The organism is Planctomyces sp. SH-PL62 (assembly GCF_001610895.1).
Classification (GTDB): Bacteria; Planctomycetota; Planctomycetia; order Isosphaerales; family Isosphaeraceae; genus Paludisphaera.
Map to the genome: position 1 here is coordinate 5206342 of NZ_CP011273.1, position 23923 is coordinate 5230264.

Here is a 23923-nt window from a genome sequence, read left to right on the forward strand (position 1 = left end):
CCGCTTGCCGGAGACGGTCGACGAAACAACCGCCGGGGAACGGCCCCTGGGGCCCTCACGCGCCGGATGCTGGCGCGAGGATGCGTGGCGGTCGCCCTGGCGGCCTGCTGCGTCGTCGCCAGGGCCGACCTGCCGTACGAGCGCGAGCCGATCAATTACATGTCGGCCGAGGCCCAGGACCCCGTCGCCGGGCTGCAGAAGCTCGTCGAGTCCAAGAAGCTCGTGCTGGAGAAAGAGGGACCGCAGGGGTATCTGCGAGCCGTCCTCCAGGCGCTGGACATCCCGGTCTCCTCTCAGGTCCTCGTCTTCTCGAAGACGAGTTTCCAGAGTTCTCGGATCTCTCCGCAGACGCCCCGGGCCTTGTATTTCAACGACGAGGTCTACATCGGGTACGTCAAGGGGGGGGAATCGATCGAGTTCTCGGCCGTGGACCCCGAGCTGGGGGCGGTCTTCTACCTGCTCGACCAGACGGCGGACGAGACGCCCGAGATCGAGCGACGGACGCACGACTGCCTCCAGTGCCACGTCTCCGGGAAGACGCAGGACGTCCCCGGCCACCTCGTCCGGTCGATCCCGACCGAGCCCTCCGGCCGCCCCGTCTTCAGCGCGGGGAGCTACATCAGCACCCATGAGAGCCCCCTGAAGGAACGCTGGGGGGGCTGGTACGTCACGGGGACGACGGGTTCCCAGCCGCACATGGGGAACATCCTCACGAGGCTGGAGGACGGAACCCTGGCGCCCGACGCTCGGGCCGAAGCCAGCCTGATGGACGTCTCGAAGCGGCTGAACGTCAGGCCGTACCTCTCGTCCCACAGCGACGTCGTCGCGCTCCTGGTGCTGGAGCATCAGGTCAAGATGCAGAACCTGATCGCCGTGGCGAACTACCAGGCGAAGCTGGCGATGCAGTACGCCAAGGAGATCAACAAGGCGTTCGGCGAGCCCGAGGACGCCCTCTCCGAGAGCACCGCCCGGCGCTTCGAGAGCCCGGCCGAGCATCTCGTGAAGTACATGCTGTTCGTCGAGGAGACCGAGCTCACCGATCGGGTCGAGGGCTCGTCCCCGTTCGCCGCCGAGTTCGCCGCGCGGGGGCCTCGCGACCCGCAGGGCCGATCGCTCCGCGACTTCGACCTGTCGACCCGCCTGTTCAAGTATCCGTGCAGCTACTTGATCTACTCCAAGGCGTTCGACGCCCTCCCCGCCCCCGTCAAGGAGCGGACGTACCGTCGGCTCTGGGAAGTCCTCAGCGGTCAGGATCGGTCGCCGGCCTATGCCCGTCGCACCCCCGAGGAACGCAAGGCGATCCTCGAAATCCTGCTCGCCACGAAGCCCGACCTGCCGGAATACTGGCGGACGACTCCCTGATTCGGGGCCGCCCCCCACCGGTTGCCCCGATGGCGGCCGGGCGATACCCTGGGGATGTGGAGGCGCGCCGTCGCCCTTCGCCGAACATCCCCCGGCCCCCGCCCGGTCACCAAGGGTTTACACATGCCGAAGCCGCCTTCGCCCCGCCCCCGCTCGCGGACGATCGCCCGGGCCTTTCTCCTCGCCCTCCTCGGCCTCTTCGGCGCCGACGTGGTCCGGGTGCAGGCGCAACAGCCCGAAGCCCAGGACTCGCCCGAAGCGGGCACGCCGAAGGACGCGAAGGCCGCCGGGATCTTCGCCCGCGACAACCTGACGGCCTGGTGCATCGTCCCCTTCGATTCCAAGAATCGCACCCCCGAGGAGCGGGCGGCGATGCTGGAACGTCTGGGCTTCACGCACTTCGCCTACGACTGGCGGGCCGAGCACGTCCCGACGTTCGACCAGGAGGTCGAGGCCCTCAAGCGGCACGGCGTCGCGCTCGACGCGTTCTGGTGCCCCGGCGAGCTGAACGACGACTCCAGGCGCATCCTGGACCTGCTCAAGCGGCACGGCCTCAAGTCTCAGCTCTGGATTCTGACGGATCTCGGGGCCGACCCGGCTGAGGGAGCCGAGCAGGAGCGTCGCGTGGCCGAAGGGGTCGCGCGGATCAAGCCGCTGGCCCAGGCCGCCGCCGAGATCGGCTGCACCGTGGCCCTCTACAACCACGGCGGCTGGTTCGGCGAGCCTGAGAACCAGATCGCGATCATCGAGCGGCTGAAGCAGGACGGGGTCGCGAACGTCGGCCTCGTCTACAACCTGCACCACGGGCACCCGCACGTCGACCGCCTGAAGCCGCTGTTGCAGACGATGATGCCGTATCTCCTGGCCCTGAACATCAACGGCATGGACCCCGGCGGCGACGGAGGGGCCCGCAAGATCCTGCCGCTGGGCCAGGGCGGGCTCGACCTGGAGATCCTCCGCACGATCCGGGAGAGCGGCTACACGGGCCTGATCGGCATCCTCGGCCACACGCAGGACGACGCCGAGGAGCGGCTCCGCGACAACCTCGACGGCCTGGATTGGCTCGTCCCCCAGCTCGACGGCGCGGCGCCCGGCCCCAGACCCACCCCGCGCACGCCGGTCCCCCCCTGCCCGCCCCGGCCGCCGCGGCCGGGCTCTCGCCGGCGGAGGCGCAGGAAGTCGCGACCGTGCTGGAAGCCGCAAGACGCGAGGGCGACCCCACTCGGGGCGCGTCGGCGTTTACCGACGTCCGCTTCACCTGCTTCTCCTGCCACAAGGTGGGCGAGGTGGGTGGAGGGATCGGTCCCGAGCTGACCACGTTGACCCGGACGACGACGCCCGAGGAGATCATCGCCTCGGTGCTCTGGCCCCGGCGCACGGTCAAGGAGGGCTACGAGGCGTTCGCCTTCGCCCTCGACGACGGCCGGTTCGTCCAGGGTTACAAGGCGGCGGAGACCCCGGCCGAGGTCCAGGTCCGCGACGCGGCCTCCGGCGAAGTCGTCCCGATCGCGAAAGACTCGATCGAGGAGGTCAAGCCCCTGGGCACCCTGATGCCCGAGGGCCTGGCCTCCTCGATGTCCCCTCGCGAGCGGAGCGACCTTGTCAGCTTCCTGTTGACCCTGGGGGCCGAGGGGGTGATGACCCCCTCGCTGACCCCGCCGGCGCACGCCCACGCCCCGGCCGAGTTCGCGTACGACCAGAAGCCCCTCCGCCCCGAGTTCTACACCAGCGCCGACGACCATGTGAACCGGAACCGGGTCTTCGACTTCTACGCCAAGGAGGCGGACCACTTCCGCAAGCAGGCGAATCCGCCGTCGCTGCTGCCGATGTACCCCGGCCTCGACGGCGGCAAGTCGGGCCACTGGGGCAACCAGAACGAGTCCACCTGGGCCGACGGCCGCTGGAATGAGAGCGACCTGGGCTCGGTCCTGGCGGGCGTCTTCCGGGCCGAGGGCCTCACCATCCCCAAGGCCGTCTGCCTGCGGCTGGGCGAGAACGGCGAGCTCTCCGCCTGCTTCAACCCCCAGACGCTGACCTATGAGGCGCTCTGGACCGGCGGCTTCGTCCGCTTCTCCAGCGTCCGCCACGGCTTCATGGAGGGCCTGATCCAGGACGGCCAGCCCCTGCCACGGCCCGAAGCCGCCGCGCCCGGCGGGCCGTTCGTCTACAAGGGATACTACCGACACGGCAAGCGCGTGATCTTCTCGTACACGATCGACGGCGAGGACTGGCTCGACGCCCCCTGGGTGGACGAGTCCGGCCGGTTCGTGCGGGAGGCCGGCCCGGCCGCCTCGCACCGGCTCCGCGACCTCACGCGCGGCGGGGCCGCGCAATGGCCCCAGGTGCTCGTCACCCACGGCAAGCTCGGCCAGTCTCGACCGTTCGCGATCGACACGATCGAGCCGCCGTTCGAGAACCCGTGGAAGGCCCTGATGTTCTTCGGCGGGCTCGACTTCCTGCCCGACGGCACGGCGATGATCGCCACGATGGAAGGGGACGTCTGGCGGGTCGAGGGCCTGAACGACGACCTGGCGAACGTGGCCTGGCGGCGGTACGCCTCGGGCCTGCACCAGCCGCAGGGGGTGGTCGTCGCCGACGGCAAGGTCTACGTCGTGGGCCGAGACCAGATCACCGAACTGCAAGACCTCGACGGCGACGGCGAGGCCGATTTCCACCGCTGCGTCAACAACGCCTACCTGACCTCCCCGTCCGGCCACGACTTCGTCTGCGGGCTCGAACGCGACGCGGCCGGGAACTTCTACACGGCCTCCGGCCCCCAGGGCCTGCTTCGCGTCCCCGCCGACGGCGGCCCCCCCGAGGTGCTCGCCACCGGCTTCCGCAACCCGGACGGGCTCGGGCTCACCAGGGCCGGCGTCCTCACCACGCCCCAGTCCGAAGGCGAATGGGTCCCCACCTCGCAGATCTGCGAGATCCGGCCCGGCGCCCATTACGGCTACCCCGGCCCCAAAGATGACAGGCCCCCCGCCCTCCCCCTCGTCTACCTCCCGCGCGGGATCGACAACTCCAGCTCGGCCCAGGTCGAGGTGACGGGCGACCGCTGGACGCCGTTCCAGGGGAACCTCGTCCACCTGTCGTTCGGCGGGGCGGCGGCCTTCCTGGTCCTTCGCGACGAGGTCGACGGCCAGCCCCAGGGAGCCGTCGTCCCGCTCCCCGGCGACTATCTCTCCGGCATCCATCGCGGCCGGTTCAGCCCGCGAGACGGCCAGCTTTACGTCTGCGGCCAGGCCGGCTGGGGGACCTATTCGTCGCTCGACGGCTGCTTCCAGCGGCTCCGCTACACCGGCGACCCGGTCCAGACGCCGAAGTCGATCCGGGCGGTCGAGAACGGCGTGGTCCTGACGTTCCACCTCCCCGTCGACCCGGCCGTCGTCGCCCAGCCCGGCGCGTGCTTCGCGCAGGCCTGGAACTACCGATACAGCAGCGGCTACGGCTCGCTGGAATACTCGACCCGGCACCCAGGGACGCCGGGGCACGACGTCCTGCCGATCCGCTCGGCCCACGTCCTGGGCGACGGCCGGACGCTGTTCCTGGAGATCCCCGACCTCCAGCCGGTGAACACGCTCCACCTGCGCCTGGACGTCGGCGGGGATGCGCCCCAGGAACTCTTCGCGACCGTCCACAAGCTCGCGCCGCCGTTCACCGAGTTCGAGGGCTACCGGCCCGAGCCGAAGACGATCGCGGCCCAGCCGATCCTCGCCGACATGGCCGCCCTGAAATTCAAGAAGGCCCCCAACCCCTGGGCCGCCAAGCTCCCCAAGGCCCGCGCGGTCGAGATCGCCGCCGGGAAGAACCTGACGTACACGGTCCCGGCGTTCAAGGTGAAGGCCGGCGAGACCATCCGGCTGACCTTCACCAACCCCGACGTCGTCCCCCACAACTGGGTGCTGCTCCGCCCCGGCTCGCTGGCGACGGTCGGCGACCTCGTCAACAAGATCATCGCCGAGCCCGACGCCGCGATGCGGAACTACATCCCCCAGACCGATGACGTCCTCGCCTACGTCGACATCGTCGACCCCGACAAGAAAGCCGTCATCCACTTCAAGGCCCCGGACACCCCCGGCCGCTACCCCTACCTTTGCAGCTTCCCCGGCCACTGGATGGTCATGAACGGCGTAATGACCGTCGAATGACGCCACGCCTCGCGCCCCCCAACGTCCTTTCCCCCTCGCGGGGGAAGGTGGCCCGCAGGGCCGGATGAGGGGGTGACGAGCACCAAGACCGTCGGCGCTTCAGGCGGCCGGATTGCGAATCCCGACGGCTGACTCGCGCGTCTTCTGCTTCATCCGGCGCCTGCGCGGTCTGGCTCCCCGCCGGGCTCTCAGTAGGCGTCGCCGTCGACGAGGGCGCCGTCGGAGCGATGGGCGAGGGAGCGGAGGACGGCGCGGTTGATGCGCGACTTGAGATAGCGCACGGAGCCGTCGCCCATGAGGAAATTGGCCCCGCCGGGGTGCTTGCTGGAGAAGCCGCCGACCAGTTCGGGGGTGAGCGTGCCGTCCTCGATCATCGCCTGGAGGACGACCGGATCGAACAGGCGACCGGCCACGGCCCCCCGCTTCTGCATCACGAGTTCCTGCGCGTCTTCCTGGTTGACGCCCCATCCGGCGTTGCGAATCGTGGCCGAGGTCCCCATCGCCCAGGTGCCGAGGACGCCGGCCATCGACGTCTCGCCCACCAGGATCGTGTACGCGGGGCCGTCGACCAGATCCGCACGCGTGATGTGGCTGTTGAGGAAGAAGACGCCGTGGTCGTCCACGTCGATCGCCTTCTCCACGTCATGATGACATGCGGCGTAGTTCATCGCCTGGGAGAACGGATTCGAGGGACAGGAGAAGGTGCCGATTCGCAGCTCGATCGCGGAGGCGTTCCCGCCGGCATACGCGCCGAGCATGAAATTCAGGTGATTGTAGACGTTCCGCCGCTCCAGGAACGGCAGGATCCGCGCCGCCCATCCGAAGCGGTAGCCGGTCGGGTCGTTCGTGATCGGCCCCTGAAAGTCGACCACGCCGGGGGGATAGACCCGGTTGGACGCGGCGTAGTTCTCCAGGGCGACGCCCAGTTGCAGCAGGTTGTTCGTGCACTGGATCCGCCGGGCGGCTTCGCGGGCCGATTGCACGGCCGGCAGCAGCAGCGAGATGAGCACGCTGATGACGCCGACGACGATCATCAGTTCGATCAGCGTGAACCCGGCGAGTCGTCGCGGGGCGGCCTCAGTACGCATCGTCATCGATCTCCTCCCCGTCCGACCGATGCCCGAGCGCGCGATAGACGGCCGGGGCGATCGAGGCCCTCAGGAACCGGACCGAGCCGTCGCCGAACGCGAAGACCGCGCCGTCGCCCCGGTGATTGCTGCTGAATCCGCCGACGTAGCCGGGGGGCGCGACGAGCGTCCCGTCGGCGATCCCCTCCTCCAGCGCGGCGGGCGTCCGGGGCGAGGCGAGCCACGCTTCCGACCGTCCCGCGTCCCCCAGCGCCGCGACGTCGACCCCGTTGATCGGCGAGCCCGTGTTGCGGAGCGAGCTGCGGCCCCCCAGGAACCAGCCGGCGGCCGTCGGGTAGGCGACCTCCCCGAAGAACAACGTCTGCGAGAGCCCGTCCGAGACGTCGGCCGCGCGAAGCCGGCTGTTGAGGAAGAAGACGCCGTGGTCGTCCACGTCGATCGCCTTCTCCACGTCGTGGTGCACCGCCGCGTAGCTCGTCCGGCCCATCTCCCACGCGGCGGGCTGCGCCGGGGCCGTCCCCAGGAGTCCCCAGGACGCCGCGGCCCAGTTGCCCCTCGGGTCGGCGTCCGGGCATCGCAACGTCGACATCGTGATCCGACGCGCCGTCGAGTTGCCCGAGTCCGTCGCGCCGAGGCTGAAGTTGATCGCGCCGTAGACGCCTTGCTGCTCGGCGAAGGGGAGGAGCGACGCCGCCCAGCCCATGCGGTACGTCGCGGCCGACTCCGAGAACGGTCGCGCGTCGTCCACCACGCCCGGGGGATAGACCTCGAACGTCCCCTGATAGCTCTGGAGGGCCAGGTGGATCTGCTTCAGATTGTTGATGCACTGGATCCGTCGCGCGGCCTCGTTCCCCCACAGGAGGGCGGGGAGCAGGAGCGAGAGGATCACCGCGATGATCCCCAGCACGGCGATCATCTCGATCAGGGTGAAGCCGGTCCGGCGTCTCATGGTTCGTCTCCCTCACCGACGCGCGGGGTCAGTACGAATCGTCGCTCAGCATCTCGCCGTCGGCCCGGTTGCCGAGCCGGCGGAAGACCTCGGCCGAGATCGAGCTTTTCATGAACCGGACCGAGCCGTCGCCGAAGACGAAGTTGGCCCCGCCCGGGTGCGGGCTGCCGAACCCGCCGACGAACTTGAGGGCGTCCTCGGTCGCCTGCTTTTCGTCGCCGGGGCGCAGGAGGCTCCCCGGATCGACCGGGCCGTCCTCGGTCCAGACCGGCTGGCTCGCCGACGCGTTGACGAGCGTCCCGGTGTTGCGGAGGGTCGCCCGCGTCCCCGACGCCCAGCCCAGGTCGAGGCCGTCGTTGCGCTTCTCGCCGACGAACAGCGTCTGGCTGGTCCCGTCGGTGATCTCCTCATACCGGATGGCGCTGTTGAGGAAGAGGACGCCTCGGTTGTCGGCGGCGATCGGGGCCTCGACGTCGTGGTGCACGCCGGCGTAGTTCGACAGCGGGATCCCCTGCGGGTTGCGCATCAGATTCGCGCCGTCGGACGGGCAGAGGAACGAGCGGACCAGGTTATGCCGCGTCGTGAAGTTGGACTGGTCGTAAAGACTGATGTTGAAGTTGAAGTGATTGTAGACGTTCTTCAGCTCCATGTAGGGCGTCAGCCGGGCGAGCCAGTTGAAGCCGTAGCCCTTGGGCTGGTCGAGGACCGGCCCCTTCCCCTCGTCGACGACGCCGGGGGGGAGGACCTCGAAGGCCCCCTCGTAGTTGTGCAGCGCCACGCCGATCTGCATCAGGTTGTTGACGCAGGTCACGCGGCGGGCGGCCTCGCGGGCCGCCTGCACGGCGGGCAGCAGGAGGGCGACCAGGACGGCGATGATGGCGATGACCACCAGCAGCTCGATCAGCGTGAAGCCCCGCCGTCGGCGTGCGGGCGAATCCAGAATACGCGGGATCATGTCGGGACTCCTCGATCGCTAGGATGTCAGGGCGTTTCGGGCACGTCGACCTCGCGGCTCGATCGGGCGCGGCGCGGGGGGTCGGGGGGGTAGTCGGCCTGGACGCGGACCACCCGCGCCCCGCCGCCGGTCGGGTTCGTCTCCACGCGGATCGTCACCACGGCCGCCGCGTCCAGGGCATCGGCCGGGATCTCCCAGCGCTCGCCCTGGTAGCCGGGCTCGGCCGAGAGCCGGGCGAGCGCCCGGTCGACGCCCGCGTCGGCCAGCAGATCGGCCTGCATCGCCCGCTCGTTCGAGCTCGTCCGGTCGCGATAGGCGACGCCCAGCCGGACCAGCTCGGCGCTGATCAGGGCGATCACGAACAGGAGGATGAGGACGGCCACGGAAGTCAGCCCGCGCCGGCGAGTCCGCCTTGGGGGGGTCTTCACGGCTTGGCTCCTTCGGGTTGGGTGGCGCTCGCGGCGGCCGGCGCGGCCAGGGCCAGGATCTCGACGGTCCGCACCGGGTCGAGGCGATCCGGACGAGGCTGGACGTCGACGGCCAACGCCGCGAACCGCCGGCCGTCGATCTCGCGAAGCTCCAGCCTGGCGCCGATCGCCTGGGGGATGCGGTACGGCTCGCGGGCCGCGTCCTTCCCCTCCTCGACGACGACTCGCGCGAGGTCTCCGCGCTCGTCGACGCGGTACTCCACGCCCCGGCCGGTGTGCGGCTCCAGGCGGAGGACCCGGCCGTCGAGCGCCAGGCCCCGCGCGTCGTGGACGTCGGACCGGAAGCGGCGGGCCAGGCGGCCGAGCGTCTCCGACCGCTCGAACGCGGCGCGGCCGTCGGCCTCCAGGCGCATCGTCAGGCCCAGGACCATCACGCCCAGTCCCAGCATCACCGCCACGGCCGCCAGCAGGACCGCCAGCTCCACCAGGGTCACGCCGCGACGCGAGGCCGATGCTCGATGACTTGCGGAAGCCCTCATGACCCCTCCTTCCGGCGATGGACCCAGGTCGTGAGTTTGACGGGGGCGTCGAAGTCGCCGGCCCGGTTGCGCCAGCGGACCTGGACGGCGACGCGCTTCGACCCCGGGCCGCCGGCCGCGTCGTCGCCCGTCACCTCCGCCGTCACCTCGGCGCCCGGCAGGCGCGAGGCGGCCTGGGACCTCGCGGCGACCTCCCTGGCGGAGTCGGGCGTCAGGCCGTCGAAGGGACGGGCCTTCAGAAATTCCACGACGTTGGCGGCCTCGACGGCGGCCGACTGGCGTCGGTCCCACGTCCGGCGCTCGGAGGCGACGGCGCCGATCACTTTCGTGATCAGCGTCATGGCGATCATCAGCATCACGGCCGACATCGCCGCCTCGATCAACAACGACCCGCGGCGAGCCCGCCGCCCTCGTACCGCGATCATCCCGAAAGCCTCCCGATCAGCTCGACCAAGGGGGTGAAGAACCCGATCGCCAGGAACAAGACGAGCGCCCCGATCGACAGGATCACGAGCGGCCAGAGCGCCTGCGTCAGCAGGGCGAGCCTCAACCCGGCGCGGCGGTCGATCGCGTCGGCCAGGTCGGTCATCGCCCAGGGGAGGTTGCCGACGGCCGCGGCCGACGTCAGGACCTCGCGGTCGGCCGGGCGGATGAGCCCGTGTCGCAGCAGCGTGTCGCGCCAGTCGCCGCCGCGGGCCACTTCCTGTTCGACCGAGGCGAGCCGCCGCCGGACCCATCCGGTCGGATACCGGCTCGCCAGGATTTTCAGCCCCTTCTCAATGGGGCGATCGGCCTCGGCGGTCATCGCCAGGGAGCGCAGGATGAGGGCCGCGTGCCGACGCCGGAACAGGCGGCCGATCAGCGGGATGTCGACGCTCGCCCCGCCGGCCAGGGCGCGAGGGATGATGAGCATCAGGGCCACCGTCAGCAGCGGCAGCCAGATCGGGACGAGCAGCCGCTCGACCATGAAATGCGAACCGCTGATGAGGAGGATCGTCGACGCGGGCAGGGGGACGCCGAAGTCGTTGAAGATCGCCTCGAACTTCGGCACGATGAAATAGAGGAGGAAGGACGTGATCACCTGCATGATCAGGAGCACGCCCAGCAGGTATGCCGCCTGCGAGCCGAGCGTCGTGCCGGTCGCCGACCGGGTCGACTGGACCTCGGCCGCCTTGCGAAGTGCCGGCCCCACCCGCCCGGAATCCTCGCCGATTTGGACGAGCAAGGCCGCCTCCGCCGGGATCAGGCCGGGCTCTCCGCGCAGGGCCTCGGAGAGCGAGGCCCCCTGTTCGAGGGACGCGGCCAGGCGCGACAGGCGGCGGCGGAACCGGCCGCGATACTGGTTCGCGAAGGCTTCCACCGTCGTCGCCAGCGGCATGCGATGGTCGGCGGCGATCGCCAGCATCCAGAGCAGCGAGTATCTCTGCCCGGCGCGGCCGCGGACCCCCACCACCACCAGGCCGACGATCAGCGCCAGCGTCAGGAGGATGAGCAGCACGACGGCCCAGCCGCCGATCGCGGCGAAGGCGCCGAAGAAGAGCGCCACTCCGAACACGAGGATCAGCAGGTGCCACAGTCGCAACGGCTCGCCGCCGGCGACCGTCGGCCCCGGTAGGTCGACCGGTGGACCCGCTGAACCCGAACCGCCCGTCTCCCGCGCCTGGCTCATGTCAACGACTCCGAAGTACGACCAGGACCTCGAGGATCAGCCCCAACGTCACGAATCCGACGCTCACGGCGGACGCCGCCAGGCAGCCCAGCAACATCTCGACCCGCGAGGGCTCGAACCGCGCGAGGCCCAGCAGGGCGACCGGCAGGATCGCCGCGCCCGCCGCGAAGCACGCCGCCTGCGCGAATCGCAGGGCCGTCGACTCGTCGCAGACCCTGAGGCTCGCCAATCTCGCAAGGCTTCTCATATGATCTCATCTCCTCAAGAGCGATCCGGCCTCAGCCCGAGAGCTTGGACACGAGCGTGATCAGGGGGAGGAACATGCCGATCACGATGACGGCGACGCCGAGGAAGACGCCGACCATCGCCAGGAACGCCAGCACGGCGCCGCCGAACGAGGACTCGGCGCGGGAGCGGGCCTGGAACGTCTCGGCGGCCATCTTCAGCACCTCGACGGTCGCCGCCCGGTCCTCGGCCCAGCGCAGGAGCCTGGGGAGCCCCCGGGGCATCGCGCGGCGGATCGCCCGGGCGCCAGCCCTGGCGTCGACCAGGTCGTCCAGCGCCGGCGCGGGCGAGCCCTCGAAATCGGCGTCCCCGGCGCCCCCCTCGGACGTCGCCGGCTTGGGCTCGCCCGGGTCTAGCGGCCCGAACGGACCCCTCGGCGTCGCGATCGATTCCCCTTCCATGGCGGTCGAGAGTGCCGCCCCCTTCTCCACCTGGAGCGCCATCGCGCGGCAGGCCAGGTGCACGTCCGCGTCCTCGACCCCCGCCCCGGTGAGCCGGAGCGCCTCGGGGAGCGGCAGCTTGGATTCCAGGAGCATCGCCAGCAGGTGGCAGAATTCGGCCCACGAGGTGTATCGCCAGAGCGCCCCGATGATCGGCATCCGGGCGAACAGGCTGTTGCGCGTCGCCCGCGAGAGGACCAGCCCGGTGAACAGCCAGGCGCCTAACAGGACCGCCAGGAGCGCCGCCAGGATCGGCCATCCCGTCCGCGCGGCGTGCGAGACGAACAGGAGGACGCGGGTCATCACCGGGAGGGAGATGCCGAAGTCCATGAAGATGTTTTCGAACCTGGACACGATCAGCACGTCGACGAGGACCCAGAGCACGACGGCCAGGGCGATCGCGAACAGCGGGTAGGCCAGGCCGAGCCAGAACGATCGCTTCAGCTCGGCACCGACGGTCGCGACGGCGGAGAACCGGCCGAGGACCTCGCCGAGGTCGCCCGTGCGGAGCCCCGCCCGGATGAGGCCGCGGAGGTGGGGCGGGATCGCCCCCGCCTCGCTGGCGATCGCCTGCTCCAGCGGAACGCCCCGTTCGATGGCGTCGGCCAGGCCCCGGAGGGCGTCGCGGAAGGCCCCGCGCGGGGTCTCCTCGGCCAGGGCCCGCAGGCCGGGCCCCAGCGGGAGCCCGGACCTGGCGACGCCGGCGAGGTGCTGCGACAACCGGGTCGCTTCGTCCGGGGTCAGCTCCCCGCCCGTCTGCTTCTCGTCTCGCGGTTCCGTCATGGCTGACACGCCTCGGCTTCGGGTAGGTCGGTTCGGGCCTTACGAGGGGAGCGCGACCGCCCGGGTCAGGGGCCCGCAAGCTCGCGCAGCATCCCGGTCAGCGGCAGAAACAGGGAGAGGGCGTAGAGCAAGGTCGCCGACGTCCCCACGACGATCATGATGAGCGACGGCAGGAAGATGCGGATTTTCTCGGCCTTGAACGCGGCGCGGGCGCGGTACATCGGTGCCAGGTTGCGGAGGGCCCCCACCACCGAGCCCTCGGAATGGCCGTGCGTCAGGACCCAGCGGAGCATCGGGGCGAACGATCGGAAGCCCCCGTCCGCGACCGCCTGCCGCGCCGAGGCTCCCCGCTCCAGTTCGAGGGAGAGGCCGCGTGCGTCGGCGATCAGCGAGGCGTCGCCCGTCGCCTCGGCGGCCAGGGAGACGGCCCTGGGATACGCGACCTGATTCTCCAGCAGCAGGGCGAGCAGGTCGGCGAACCCGGCCGACTGATAGTCCCGCACCAGCGAACGCATCCAGGGGAAGAGGCCCAGGAACGTCCAGGAGGAGGCGTCCAGCCGCGAGGCCCTCCCCGACCGCACCCAGGCGACGGCGATCGCCACCAGCACGATCGGCCAGATCGGCCACCAGAGCCAGGCGGTCCGGCCGATCCCCTCGACGAACTCGAGCGCCCGCGTCGCCGGCAGGCCGAGCGACGCGAAGGCCTCGGCGAACCGCGGGGCGACGACGACCACGAGTCCCACGAACAACGCGTAGGCCAGGGTCGCGACGACCAGCGGATACCACAGGGCCAGGCCGACCGTATTGCGGGCCTCGACGAACCCCCGAAGGTAGCTCGACATCCCCGCCAGGGCCTTCCCCACGTCGCCCGTCCGCACCCCCGCCTCGACCACGGCGCGATACAAGGGCGGGATCGATCCGGCCTCGGCGTCGAGCGCCTCCACCAGGCTCTCGCCGCGCTTCATCCGACCCGCCAGCGTCGCGGCGATCCCCCGGAGCCGGCCCGGAAGCTCGCCGCTCGTGCGGCCCAGCCCCGCCTCCAGCGGCGACCCGGCCTTCACCAGGGCCGCGATCTCCTCGTTGAGCGCGACCAGCTCCTCGACCGTCACCGGCCGACCGACCCCGCCGCCGCCTTCAGACCCGGTGCTCGCCATCCGGCCACCCCCGCGGTTCGTCCTCGCCCACAGCCGCCTCGCAGCCTCGGACATTTGTGACAGAATCATGTCTATCACATCTGTCAAAGGGCGTCAAGCACCGCGACGACGGAATTCCGACATTTGTCGGACAGGGTCGGGCGGGATCAGGAAGAGATGGGGAAACGGCCGTCCATGCCGAGAACGCGGCGGATCTCGGCGGGGGAGGTCCGGCCTTCCGCGACGGCGGCGGAGGCGCGCGCCCAGCGGGTTTTCATGCCGGCCTCGACGGCGATCGCTTCGAGGCGGCGGACGTCGGCGCGGGCGAGGACGGCCCGGCCGAGATCGTCGTCGAGCGGGGGGAGCATCTCGGCCAGGACGAGGCGGCCGGAGTAGCCCGACCCGCCGCACTCGGCGCACCCGCGGGCGATCCGGGCGGAGGCGACGGGGATCCCCAGAAAGGCGGTCGGGTCGTCGGTCTCGATCGAGCAGGAGGGGCAGAGCTTGCGGGCCAGGCGGAGGGCGACCATGGCGCGGAGGCCGCTGCGGATCGCGTAGGGCTCGATCCCCATGTCGAGCAGGCGGCCGACGACCTCGCACGCGCTGCCGGCGTGGAAGGTCGTCAGGGTGAGGTGGCCGGTGAGCGCGGCCTGGAGCGTGGTCTCGGCGGTCGCCCGGTCGCGGATCTCGCCGACCGCGAGGACCTCGGGGTCTTGCCGAAGCAGGGCGCGGAGGCCCGCTTCGAGCGTCAGCCCGGCGGCCACGTCGACCTGCGACTGCGAGACGCCGTCGAGCGCGGACTCGATCGGGTCTTCCAGCGTCGCCAGGCTGCGACGGCCGTCGGTGCGGCGTGCCAGCTCGCGGAGGCAGGCGTAGATCGTGGTGGTCTTGCCGCTGCCGGCCGGGCCGGCGAGCACGATCGCGCCGGAGGTCTCGTCGAGCAGGCGGGAGAGGGTCTCGCGGACCTCCTCGGGGAGGCCCAGGTCATCCAGCACCAGGAATCGGCCGGGTCCGCCGAACAGCCGGACGACGGCCTTCTCGCCGTGGAGCGTGGGAAACGTGGAGAGCCGCATCTCGACCCGGTCCGGGGCGCGGCGAATGCGGCCTTCCTGGGGGGCGTCGGTCTTGTACGTGAGCAGCTCGGCCAAGACCTTCAGGCGGGCCACGACGTTGGGCGATCCCGCCTTGGGCAGGACGGCGACCGGGTGGAGAACGCCGTCGATCCGCCACCGGACGTCGAGGCCGTCGGCCAGGGGCCGGATGTGGACGTCGCTGGCCCCCGCGCGCTCGGCACCGGCGAGCACGGCGTCGACGACCTCGGTGGCGTACCGGGGCGATCCCGGATCGAGGGCCTTCAGGGTTCCCGAGAGGAGCGGTCCGGTCATGTCAAATCACCCCCGACCCCCCTCGCAGCAGGTCTCGCAGATCGTATGGCAGCGCGAGCAGAGGAGCTTCCCCCGCCGTTCGACCAGCCGCCCGCCGCACACCGGACATGCGGGCCGACAGGCATTCGGGTCCGTCGGAGGGGGCGTCGGCGCGGGCGGGCCTGGCGGCTGATCGGGCATGGTCGACCCTTTCCGAGAGGTGCCGGATCGCTCCCCCGCCCTTCCCCGCGACGAGGAAGGGCGAAGGAGCATGAGGGTTACTTGCCCAGCACGGGGCGGGCCTTCGCGGGGGAGCCTTCGACGTCTTCGAGGACGCCGCGGACGCCGGCCTCGCGGCGGCCGGGCTCGAAGGCGACGTAGACCGCATGGACGCCGCGATCGAGATCGAGCGTCAGCGCGTCGGGCGAGCCCGGGTCGGGCTCGACGCGGCGGCCGTCGACCCAGAACGCGAGATCGCGAGCCGAGTCGAACTTGAGGCGGATCGGGCCGGGCGTCGTGACCTCCACGTCGGTCCGCACCAGCGCGATCGGCGGGGCGGCGTTCACGCGGGGGTTCACCGGCAGCTCCTGCGAGATCAGCCGGCCGCCGACGCTGGCGTAGAGCGGCTTCCAGCCGAGCGACTCGTTCTGGATCACGGATTCCAGGCTGGTCCGGATCATCGCCGTGGCGGCCTCCGGCGTGGCGGCGAGGACGCGCCAGCGGCGGAGGATGCGATCCTGGCTCACCGCGTAGTCGCCGATCTTGCCGAGTCGCGAGAGGAAGGAAACGAGGTCGACCAGCTCGGCCTGGGTCAGCGGGTCGACAAGCCCGGCGGGCATGATCGATCCGGCGATCTTCTGCTCCTCGATCGAGTCGAGGGGGACGGCGATCTCCTGATCGTCGGCGTCGCGGAGGACCAGTTCCGAGTCGGTCTGCCGGACGCGGATGCCGGTGACGATCCGGCCCTCGTCGGTGGCGACGACGGTGGCGTGGTAGTTCTCCTTGACGGCCTTGTTCGGCTCCAGGAGCGAGTCGAGCAGGTAGTCGAGGGGGGCGCTGGCGCCGATGCTCTCCAGGCTGGGGCCGACCTGGCCGCCGGCGCCGGCGACGGCGTGGCACTTGAGGCAGGTCATCGCCTCGCGGCGGAAGACGGCCTCGCCCCGGGCGGGGTCGCCCTGGGAAATGGCTGCGAGGATCGCGGACTTCTCCTCGGTCGAATAGGTCCGGTTGGCGTCGTTCAGCGAGCCGGAACGGGCGAGGGCGTCGATCAGGTCCTGCGCCGAGCGTCCGCTGGCGCGAATGTCGCGGACGGCGAGCTTGGCCAGGTCGGAGTCGAGCTTGACGGCGTCGAGGGCCTTCGCCAGCGCGGCGGGCCCGTCGCGACGGTCGAGGAAGCTGTTGAGGACGGCCTGCGCCTCGCCGAGGCGGTCGGCCTTCAGCTCGGACATCCAGGACGCTGCGCGGTCGGCGACGGCCGTCGGATCGTGGCCGGCGAGGCTGGCGATCGCCAGCGTCCGGCCGACCGGATCGGCGCCGGGCTCGGCGAGCCCGGCCACCAGTCGCGTGGATTCGGCGTCGCCGAAGGCGATCAGGCCGCGAATCGCCTCCATGCGGAGGGACGCGGGGGAGTCGGCGGCGAGGGCCAGTTCGGCGAGCCGGGGCCGAAGGCCGCCGACCTTCCAGGCACCGACCGCCGCGACGGCCGCCGACCGCAGGGCCTCGTCGGGCTGGGACAGGAGCGGCGCGATCCGCTCCAGGTCGCCGGCGGGGACGATCTTGCGCTCCCGGCCGGCGCGGACCAGGGCGTTGAGCAAGGCGGCCTGCCGCGCGGTCGGCATGGCGTCCTTCTTCTCGATCAGGTCCAGCAGCAGGCCCAGCTCGGGCGGCCCGCCGACGGCGGCGATCAGGTTGAGCGCCGCGGCGTCCTGCTCGTGAGGGACGCGGCCTTGCTTGTACAGCGTCAGGAGCGGCTGGAGGACATCGGGCGAGCCCAGCGCCTGGAGCGCGAAGACGAGGCGGGCGGCGTGGCCGTCGAAGTCGAAGCGGCCGGCCTGCACGGCGGGGAGCCAGGCGGGGGCCAGGTCGCGGGCGGTCAGCCAGAGGGCGTAGTCGAGGAAGCCGTCGACCGGCTTGTCGAGCGCCTGGAAGGCCAGCGACGCCGCCTTCTCGCTCGGCATCCGGGCCAGCGAGCGGACGGATTCGAGGCGGACCCTCGGGTTCTCGTCGGTCGCGAGCGGGGCGAGGAGGGCGTCGGGATCGGAGACCCGGCCCTTCCAGAAGGGGACGATCCGGGCGGCCGCGGCGCGGACGCGGGCGTCGTTCGAGGCGAGGGCCTGGTCCAGCAGCGCGGGCTCGGCGACGTCGAGCGCCTGATAGGTCCAGAGCCCTTCCAGCCGGTTCCGCTCGAAGTCGGCGTCGGCCGAGTCGAGCGCGGCGACCCAGGCGGCGAGGGCCGGGACGACGGCGGCGGCCCCGCGCTCCTTGAGGACGCGCTTGGACTGGCGGCGGGTGTACTCCTCGGGCGCCTTGAGGGCTTCGAGCAGGTGGGGGACGTCGGCGTCGACCAGCCGGGGCCGCTCGACGAGCGGGCGGTCCTTGGCGGTGACCCGCCAGATGCGGCCCCGGGTGTGGTCGCGGCGGGGGTCGCGGAAGTCGACCTCGCCGTGCTGGATGATCGGGTTGTACCAGTCGGCGATGTAGATCGCGCCGTCGGGGCCCATGAGGACGTCGATGGGCCGGAACGAGACGTGCGTGGTCTTGATCAGCTCGGACTGCTCGCGCGAGGCGAAGCCGGCGCCGTCGTCGGAGATCACGAACCGGCAGACGCGGTTGCCCCGGAAGTCGTTCGTGAGCAGGCTCCCCTGCCACGAGTCGGGCAGGTGCCGCCCGCTGGCGACCTCAAGCCCGCAGTATTTGGGGCTGCCGGGGTTGAGCCCCTTGAGGATGCGGACGGCGTCGACCGCCGTGACGTAGGATGCGCCCGGGAGGCAGTAGTTGATCCCTTCGCCGCCGGCGCCGTCGGTCGCGAACGACTGGCCCCAGGCGTCGATCTGGTGGCCCCAGGTGTTGACCAGCCCCCGGATGAAGACGTCCAGCTCCATCGTCTCGGGGCGGAACCGCCAGATCCCGCCGCCGTTGAGCCGACGGACCCCGTGGGGCGTCTCCAGGTGGCTGTGAATGTAGATCGACTGGTTAAAGTAGAGCATCCCATCGTGTCCCCACCGCAGCGTATGCAGCAGGTGGTGGGTGTCCTCGGTGCCGAAGCCCGAGAGGACCACGCGGGTGGAGTCGGCCTTACCGTCGCCGTCGGTGTCCTTGAGGTGGAGCAGTTCGGTGCTGTTGGCGACGTAGACGCCGCCGTCGCCCGGCTCCAGGCCGGTGGGGATCAGCAGGCCGTCGGCGAAGACGGTGGTCGACTCGGCCTGGCCGTCGCCGTCCTTATCCTCCAGGACGAGGATCTTGTCGTTCGCCTCCTGGCCGGGCTTGATCTGGGGGTAGACCTCGGAGCTGGCGATCCAGAGCCGCCCGGCGGCGTCGAAGTTCATCTGGACCGGCTTGGCGATCAGGGGATCGGCCGCGTACAGGTTGACCTCGAACCCGTCGGCCACGATGAACGACTGGCGTTCCACCTCCGGGTCCGGGTCCGGCGGCGGGCCGACGGCGTTCTGCGCGCGTGACGCGGACGACGTGGACAGGAAAAGGACGGCGAACGCCAGGGCCGACGTCGCGGCGGCGTTGTTCCACGAGAAGGCGCTCCCGCGCCGGGATCGGATGCTCATCGGGACGCCTCGTTCTCTCGGACCAGCTCGTAAGTGTGCGGGACGGGCTTGCGAAGCTCGGCGATCTCCGTCTCCTTCGCCTCGACGAGCGGGTCGAACTGCGGGATCTCGACGGCGTTCCGCCCCTGCTCATGCTTGCGAAAGCCGAACAGGTAGGTGATGTTCTGGGGCCGCCAGCGATAGAAGAACAGAAGGTTCTTGGCCACGATCGTTTGACGGAGCTTCTCGACCTGCTCCGCTTCGGGGCCGGGGGGGAGGAGCTGGCCTTCGGCCCATTCCTGGGCGTCCCGGGTGAGCACCGCGCGGCCATCGATCTTGAGCGTGTACCGGCCGGGCTTCAGGTTCTTCGGCTGGAGAGTGCGAGCCTCGTCCGGCGACAGTCCCGACTCGGGCGAGGCCGGCAGGGGGAGGCGGGCGTCGTCGGCGACGTGCCGGGCTCCGTCCTGCTCGGCGAGCTTGTCGCGAAGATCCGCGAAGCCGACCGACCCGGCGAGGGGGTTCAGGAGGGGCAGGTTCGCCAGCCGCCAGAAGCCGATCGCCGTGGGATGGATGCCGTTGTCGGTGTCGGGAGTGGAGGCGCCGTCGTCCGTCCTCACGCGCCGCTCGCGATCCTCCTGGACCGCATGGAACAGGTCGAGGAACGCCGCGTCTCGCTCCTTGGCGATATTGCGGACGGCGTCGGCGTAGCGTTCCAGGTCGCGGTTGTGCGCGGAGGGGTCCGGCAACGGGGCCGGCAGGGCCTCGTGGGGGAGCGGCGCGAGGAGGACGAGCCGGGCCTTGGTGGGCGCGACGGCGTCCAGAAAGGCGTTGTAGCCCTCGACGAACCGCGAAAGTCCGGCCTCGCCGTCGAACGAATCGGCCATGCCGTAGCCGACGACGAGCACGGTCGGTTTGGCCGTCGTCACCTGCTCGACGAGCTGCTTGAAGCCGGCCTCCGGCGGGTCGAAGCCGGCGCGGGAGAGGCCGCGGACCGTGTCGCCGCTCCAGCCCAGGTTGCGGAAGGTCAGATTCTTGTCCGGGTTGGCGAGCACGAGGACGGTTTCGAGATATCCGTCCCGCTGTTCGCGCTCGATGAACGTGTCGCCGACGAGGACGACGCGGTCGCCGTCGTGGAACTCCCAGGGGGGCGGGGGCTCGGCGACGGCCGTCGAGGGCGACGCCAGGGCTGTGAGAAGGAGGAGCCCGGCGACCAGGGTCCGGGCTGGCGAGGGGCGGGCTGCTGGCACGGTCGCGCTCCGACGATCACGGGGAGGGCGAGCGTCGGGCCGTAGAGGATCGGCGGGACGCTCGGCGGTCGGGGTTCCATCACGGGGCATGGAAGCAATCTAACGCCCCGCCGCCGCCGGGTCGAGCCCCCCCGCTAGAGCGGCGGCTCAACGGACGACGGACTCCGCCGGGAACTCGCCGAAATCATGGTAGCCGAACAGGGCGATCCGGTCGGGATGATCGGCCGCGAGCCGACGGAGCGATTGGTGGCTCGCTCGACGCATCGCGTCGTCGTCGGCCCGCATCGCGGCCAGGGCCGAGATGGGGTGATGGTCGTCGGCCAGCTCGGCCCGCAGGTAGTAGGCGTCGCCGACGTGGAGCAGCCAGCGGTCGCCGACCGCGACGGCCACGCCGCAGTGGCCGAGCGTGTGGCCGAAAAGGGGCACGAGCAGGACTTCCGAATCGAAACCCAGGTCCAGCCGCCGCGCCGGCAGGTCGAACCAGGACCGGGCTTCGCTCGCGTGCACCTTCCAGCGCGGGGCGTGCTCGAACTGGGCGGGGGCGTAGCGGGGGTTCCCCCGGAGGAGGTTGGCGTACTCCTCCTCGGAGATGTGGATGTCGGCGTCGGGGAAGTCGGCCAGCCCGCCGGCGTGGTCCGGGTCGGCGTGGGTCAGGATGATGTGCCTGACGTCGTCCGCCCGGTAGCCCAGGGCTTCCACGCGGCGGATGGCCGTCTCGGACTCGTCGAACTGGAACCCCGACGCGTCGATCAGCGCGCGGCCGAGGCGTTCCTCGGGTCGCCGGCAATCTTGGAGCCCGATCCCGGCGTCCACGAGGGCCAGGCCCGTCTCATGCTCCAGCAGCAGGCCGTGGCAGCTCGCCCTGGGGTTCGGCGGGACGTGGAGCGTGCCGAAGTTGAGGTGGTGGACGTTGAGCATGGCGGCCTCGCGGAGCCGAGCGGAGCGGGGTTCACTTCGCCTTCTTGGGGAGCCACTTCATGAAGTAGAACGTGAGGGGCTCGGCGCCGGTGTTGGTGATGTTGTGCGGCACGTCGGGCGCGGAGAACATCACGGAGCCGGGGCCGACCTTCGTGGTCTTGCCGTCGCAGAAGATCTCGCCGTGGCCGGATTCGACGATCAGGATCTCCTCGTCGGGGTGGACGTGGGGCGGGTGGGGCGACTTGCCCGGGTCGATCACGAAACGGCCCGTGACGAGGCCGGCGCTGGCCTGGGTCTCGCCCTCCAGATAGAGCCCAACCTGGCCGACGGGCTTCCCTTCATCGAGGTAGACCGACATCGCCACGTCCTCGACGTTCACGGTCTGCGACCGGGTGACGGGCTTCCCTTCCCGCGCATGGACCGTCTCGCGCCAGGCCCAGCCGACGGCCAGGGTCAGGGCGAGCAGGCTCGGGACGAGGTTCGAGGCGCGGAAGAACGGCGAGCGTCGCGGCATGGGGTGGACTCCGGTTCGTGGGTGGTCCCGGGCGATCGGCCGGGGCTCCCCATGGTAATCGGCGAGCGCTCGCGGCGGAACCGAGGCGAGCCGGCCGTCCGTCATCGCCGCGAGGAGAGCACCTCCAGCAGCTTCGGCTTGCCGCGAAGCTCGGCGAGGATCCTCGGCGTCCCCCCGGTGGAGCCCACGCGGTCCGGGTCGGCCCCGGCGGCGAGCAGCGCCTCCGCCACCCGCGCGGAGTCCTCGTCGTCGAGCGAGCTGGACAGGGCGCAGGAGTCCAGGGGGGCGTCTCCCGAGGGGTCCAGCTTGCCGGGGTCGGCCCCCTGGTCGATCAGCAGCAAGGCGGTCTCGGGCTGGCCGTAGATGATCGCGAGATGCAGCCCGGTGTATCCCTGATGGGTGGCGTCGAGGTCCGCCCCGCCGTCGGAGAGGGCCAGCCGCAGGCCGTCCAGGTCGCCGTCTCGCGCCGCGATCGCCACGGCGGAAGGGGGCGGGACGTAGCGGCCGTCGTCGACCTGCTCGACCTCGATCGGGCCGCCGGCGGGGACGAGCAGCCAGCCGCGGCCGTCCAGGACGACGTCGAAGCCGTGCTCGCCGATTCCGTCCGACATCTGGTCCGAGGCGAACTCCCGGAGGGCTTCGATCGCCTCGTCGTCGAGGGCCTCCGGCGCGTGGAATTCGATCTGGATCGCCGCCGACCCGTCCCGGACGACGGCGCGGATCTCGCCGCCGACGACGCCCAGGTCGGCGATCTCCTCGTCCAGATAAGGCTCCAGCGCGAAATCCTCGAAGTGGGAGCCGTCGAGGCCGTCCGGGATCGGGGCTTCGCGGTCGGTCTCCGGATCCCACACAGCCCCCCGGACTCGGCAGGTGATCTTCATCCATCGTCTCCAGATCTGGGGTCGAGGCGGTGAGAGATTTATCCTAGCCTAGCGTTTTGGAACGGTTTTCGCACGACAATGAGATTTTCGCCGTCGCCGGCGATTTCGTCCAACGCCCGACCAACCACGACGAAGTGATCCCGTCGGCCCGCGCGGGGGCGTCGCGAAGGTCCATTCGAGTCGAGGGGGAGACCGTCGATGGGGTCCATGTCCGTCCTGCCGGAGATCCGGCTGCCGCTGATCCTGATCCTCCTGTTCGGGGGCCTCGGCGTGGCGGCGCTCGTGGCGATGTATCGGCGGAACCGCCAGATTCGGGCGACCGCGGATGAGCAGTTCCGGAGCTTCCGCGAGCAGGCCGTCGGCCTGATGGACCAGATCGACGCGCTGCGGACCCGGCACAAGACCCTGCCGAGCACCGATCCCGACTTCGTCGAGCCGATGGCCGGAGCCACGAAGGCGCTTTACGAGCAGGTGGCCGGCGACCTGGACCGGCTCTGGGAGCGCTGGCTGGCTGTGATGGAGGTCTGGAACCGGGCCGAGGCGAGGCTGAAATCGGCCTCGACTTTCAGCGTGCGGCCCAGCGAGGAAGCCCGCGAGCTGTTGTCGACGGGGAGACTGGAAGACCTGCTGCGCGATTCGAGCGTCTGCAAGACGAACCTCGACCGCCTCAACCTGGCCCATGAGGTCGCGGCCAAGGCGCTCAAGGACGCCCGTCGTGAGGCGTCGGCGGTTTCGATCCGCGTCGGCGGGGGCGGGCCTTCCGGCGGCGCGGGGGACCTTTACAGCCGCGAGCTGCGGGTCGTGAATCATGAGTTGGAGGAGGCGGAGCGGATCCTCACGACCGATCCGATCGGCGCGGCCGAATTGATCGAGGGCTCGCGCGACTCCCTGGCCGACCTTCGGGAGCCGTCGGCTCCTCGCAGGCCCCGCTCGGGCTTCGACTCCGCGTCCCCGTCGCGGACGATCCTCGACGACCTGGTCGTCGCGGCCGGGAAGCTCCAGGAACTGGGATCGAAAATTCGGGTGATGGACGTCGTCGGTCTCATCATCAAGGGCTGGGTGGCGCTCTGGGTCCTGGGACTGCTCCTGGCGATCCTGCCGGCCTTGATGCCGCTGATCTTCCTGTTCATGATCTTCGTGGTGTTCGGATCCGGATTCCGGGTCTTCCAACGCGTCAGCGCGCCCTGGTACTGGGACCAGTCGGCCCTGAGAGGACGGCGCGGGAGGCGGTGGTGACCGACCTCCCCGGCGGTCGCTCGGGTTGCAGCGGTTAAGATCAAGCGTCGGTCTTGTTGAACCGATGGAATAAGGGTATGAAACGCTCCCGACGGCGCCTGGAGTCCGACTCCGTGCGTCGATCGGGAGTCGCAGAGGCCCGGCCACGTCGCCGGGAGACCGGGCCGAGCGGCCCGACGGGTCGGTCATGGGCCGTCCCTCCGGGTCGAGATCAACCGAAGCT

Annotated in this window: 19 protein-coding genes and 1 pseudogene; 4 read left to right on the forward strand and 16 right to left on the reverse strand. The window is 70.8% G+C overall.

The window, feature by feature from the left end; genetic code table 11:
• The first annotated feature begins 84 nt into the window (after positions 1–84).
• From VT85_RS20120 to VT85_RS20125, 3 genes and pseudogenes are all read left to right on the forward strand, one after another.
• Complete coding sequence (locus VT85_RS20120; protein ID WP_156512968.1) at positions 85–1362, forward strand: hypothetical protein; 1278 nt, start codon at positions 85–87, stop codon at positions 1360–1362.
• Positions 1363–1734: 372 nt separating this feature from the next.
• Positions 1735–2352, forward strand: a pseudogene (locus VT85_RS29330) (sugar phosphate isomerase/epimerase family protein); the annotation flags it as partial.
• Positions 2353–2549: 197 nt separating this feature from the next.
• Entirely contained in the window at positions 2550–5513 is a 2964-nt protein-coding gene (locus VT85_RS20125; RefSeq protein ID WP_197490898.1) for a DUF6797 domain-containing protein, read from the forward strand.
• A 188-nt stretch (positions 5514–5701) separates the two neighbouring features.
• Here VT85_RS20125 and VT85_RS20130 read toward each other — a convergent pair whose 3' ends face one another.
• From VT85_RS20130 to VT85_RS20205, 16 genes are all read right to left on the reverse strand, one after another.
• Positions 5702–6607: a DUF1559 domain-containing protein gene (locus VT85_RS20130; protein ID WP_082858759.1), complete on the reverse strand. Its 906-nt coding sequence runs from the start codon at positions 6605–6607 to the stop codon at positions 5702–5704.
• Positions 6591–7550, reverse strand: coding sequence for a DUF1559 domain-containing protein (locus VT85_RS20135; protein ID WP_068419434.1), 960 nt, complete (start codon positions 7548–7550; stop codon positions 6591–6593). The genes VT85_RS20130 and VT85_RS20135 overlap by 17 nt, the downstream gene beginning before the upstream one ends.
• A 28-nt stretch (positions 7551–7578) precedes the next feature.
• On the reverse strand, positions 7579–8505 hold the full coding sequence (locus tag VT85_RS20140; RefSeq protein ID WP_068419437.1) for a DUF1559 domain-containing protein: 927 nt from the start codon (positions 8503–8505) through the stop codon (positions 7579–7581).
• Positions 8506–8531: 26 nt separating this feature from the next.
• The gene (locus VT85_RS20145) at positions 8532–8933 is read right to left on the reverse strand and encodes a hypothetical protein (RefSeq protein WP_068419439.1); all 402 of its coding nucleotides are present in this window, start codon (positions 8931–8933) and stop codon (positions 8532–8534) included.
• Complete coding sequence (locus tag VT85_RS20150) at positions 8930–9472, reverse strand: hypothetical protein (protein ID WP_156512969.1); 543 nt, start codon at positions 9470–9472, stop codon at positions 8930–8932. The genes VT85_RS20145 and VT85_RS20150 overlap by 4 nt, the downstream gene beginning before the upstream one ends.
• On the reverse strand, positions 9469–9897 hold the full coding sequence (locus tag VT85_RS20155) for a hypothetical protein (RefSeq protein ID WP_156512970.1): 429 nt from the start codon (positions 9895–9897) through the stop codon (positions 9469–9471). Before VT85_RS20155 ends, VT85_RS20150 begins: the two co-directional genes overlap by 4 nt.
• A complete protein-coding gene (locus VT85_RS20160; protein WP_082858760.1) occupies positions 9894–11141 on the reverse strand; it encodes a type II secretion system F family protein in 1248 nt (415 codons plus the stop codon). The genes VT85_RS20155 and VT85_RS20160 overlap by 4 nt, the downstream gene beginning before the upstream one ends.
• A gap of 1 nt (position 11142) precedes the next feature.
• Complete coding sequence (locus VT85_RS20165; protein ID WP_156512971.1) at positions 11143–11388, reverse strand: hypothetical protein; 246 nt, start codon at positions 11386–11388, stop codon at positions 11143–11145.
• Between the two features lie 31 nt (positions 11389–11419).
• On the reverse strand, positions 11420–12649 hold the full coding sequence (locus VT85_RS20170; protein ID WP_068419449.1) for a type II secretion system F family protein: 1230 nt from the start codon (positions 12647–12649) through the stop codon (positions 11420–11422).
• A 65-nt stretch (positions 12650–12714) separates the two neighbouring features.
• Positions 12715–13872, reverse strand: coding sequence for a type II secretion system F family protein (locus tag VT85_RS20175; RefSeq protein ID WP_082858761.1), 1158 nt, complete (start codon positions 13870–13872; stop codon positions 12715–12717).
• A gap of 77 nt (positions 13873–13949) precedes the next feature.
• Positions 13950–15167, reverse strand: a complete 1218-nt coding sequence (locus VT85_RS20180; RefSeq protein ID WP_068419454.1) for a GspE/PulE family protein — start codon at positions 15165–15167, stop codon at positions 13950–13952.
• A gap of 257 nt (positions 15168–15424) precedes the next feature.
• A complete protein-coding gene (locus VT85_RS20185; protein ID WP_082858762.1) occupies positions 15425–18925 on the reverse strand; it encodes a PVC-type heme-binding CxxCH protein in 3501 nt (1166 codons plus the stop codon).
• Positions 18922–20151, reverse strand: a complete 1230-nt coding sequence (locus VT85_RS20190) for an SGNH/GDSL hydrolase family protein (protein ID WP_068419456.1) — start codon at positions 20149–20151, stop codon at positions 18922–18924. Before VT85_RS20190 ends, VT85_RS20185 begins: the two co-directional genes overlap by 4 nt.
• Before the next feature lie 147 nt (positions 20152–20298).
• Positions 20299–21069: an MBL fold metallo-hydrolase gene (locus tag VT85_RS20195; RefSeq protein WP_068419458.1), complete on the reverse strand. Its 771-nt coding sequence runs from the start codon at positions 21067–21069 to the stop codon at positions 20299–20301.
• Positions 21070–21100: 31 nt separating this feature from the next.
• On the reverse strand, positions 21101–21583 hold the full coding sequence (locus VT85_RS20200; RefSeq protein WP_068419460.1) for a cupin domain-containing protein: 483 nt from the start codon (positions 21581–21583) through the stop codon (positions 21101–21103).
• A gap of 101 nt (positions 21584–21684) precedes the next feature.
• Complete coding sequence (locus tag VT85_RS20205) at positions 21685–22464, reverse strand: ankyrin repeat domain-containing protein (protein ID WP_156512972.1); 780 nt, start codon at positions 22462–22464, stop codon at positions 21685–21687.
• Positions 22465–22662: 198 nt separating this feature from the next.
• On the opposite strand from VT85_RS20205, the gene VT85_RS20210 reads away from it, so the two are divergent.
• Complete coding sequence (locus VT85_RS20210) at positions 22663–23700, forward strand: hypothetical protein (protein ID WP_156512973.1); 1038 nt, start codon at positions 22663–22665, stop codon at positions 23698–23700.
• The last annotated feature ends 223 nt before the right edge of the window (positions 23701–23923 follow it).

Coding starts and splice junctions, on each gene's coding strand:
- VT85_RS20160 (WP_082858760.1), bottom strand. CDS start 11,141: ATGAGCCAGGCGCGGGAGACGGGCGGTTCGGGTTCAGCGGGTCCACCG.
- VT85_RS20165 (WP_156512971.1), bottom strand. CDS start 11,388: ATGAGAAGCCTTGCGAGATTGGCGAGCCTCAGGGTCTGCGACGAGTCG.
- VT85_RS20205 (WP_156512972.1), bottom strand. CDS start 22,464: ATGAAGATCACCTGCCGAGTCCGGGGGGCTGTGTGGGATCCGGAGACC.
- VT85_RS20155 (WP_156512970.1), bottom strand. CDS start 9,897: ATGATCGCGGTACGAGGGCGGCGGGCTCGCCGCGGGTCGTTGTTGATC.
- VT85_RS20130 (WP_082858759.1), bottom strand. CDS start 6,607: ATGACGATGCGTACTGAGGCCGCCCCGCGACGACTCGCCGGGTTCACG.
- VT85_RS20210 (WP_156512973.1), top strand. CDS start 22,663: ATGGGGTCCATGTCCGTCCTGCCGGAGATCCGGCTGCCGCTGATCCTG.
- VT85_RS20180 (WP_068419454.1), bottom strand. CDS start 15,167: ATGACCGGACCGCTCCTCTCGGGAACCCTGAAGGCCCTCGATCCGGGA.
- VT85_RS20185 (WP_082858762.1), bottom strand. CDS start 18,925: ATGAGCATCCGATCCCGGCGCGGGAGCGCCTTCTCGTGGAACAACGCC.
- VT85_RS20175 (WP_082858761.1), bottom strand. CDS start 13,872: ATGATTCTGTCACAAATGTCCGAGGCTGCGAGGCGGCTGTGGGCGAGG.
- VT85_RS20195 (WP_068419458.1), bottom strand. CDS start 21,069: ATGCTCAACGTCCACCACCTCAACTTCGGCACGCTCCACGTCCCGCCG.
- VT85_RS20135 (WP_068419434.1), bottom strand. CDS start 7,550: ATGAGACGCCGGACCGGCTTCACCCTGATCGAGATGATCGCCGTGCTG.
- VT85_RS20170 (WP_068419449.1), bottom strand. CDS start 12,649: ATGACGGAACCGCGAGACGAGAAGCAGACGGGCGGGGAGCTGACCCCG.
- VT85_RS20200 (WP_068419460.1), bottom strand. CDS start 21,583: ATGCCGCGACGCTCGCCGTTCTTCCGCGCCTCGAACCTCGTCCCGAGC.
- VT85_RS20140 (WP_068419437.1), bottom strand. CDS start 8,505: ATGATCCCGCGTATTCTGGATTCGCCCGCACGCCGACGGCGGGGCTTC.
- VT85_RS20150 (WP_156512969.1), bottom strand. CDS start 9,472: ATGAGGGCTTCCGCAAGTCATCGAGCATCGGCCTCGCGTCGCGGCGTG.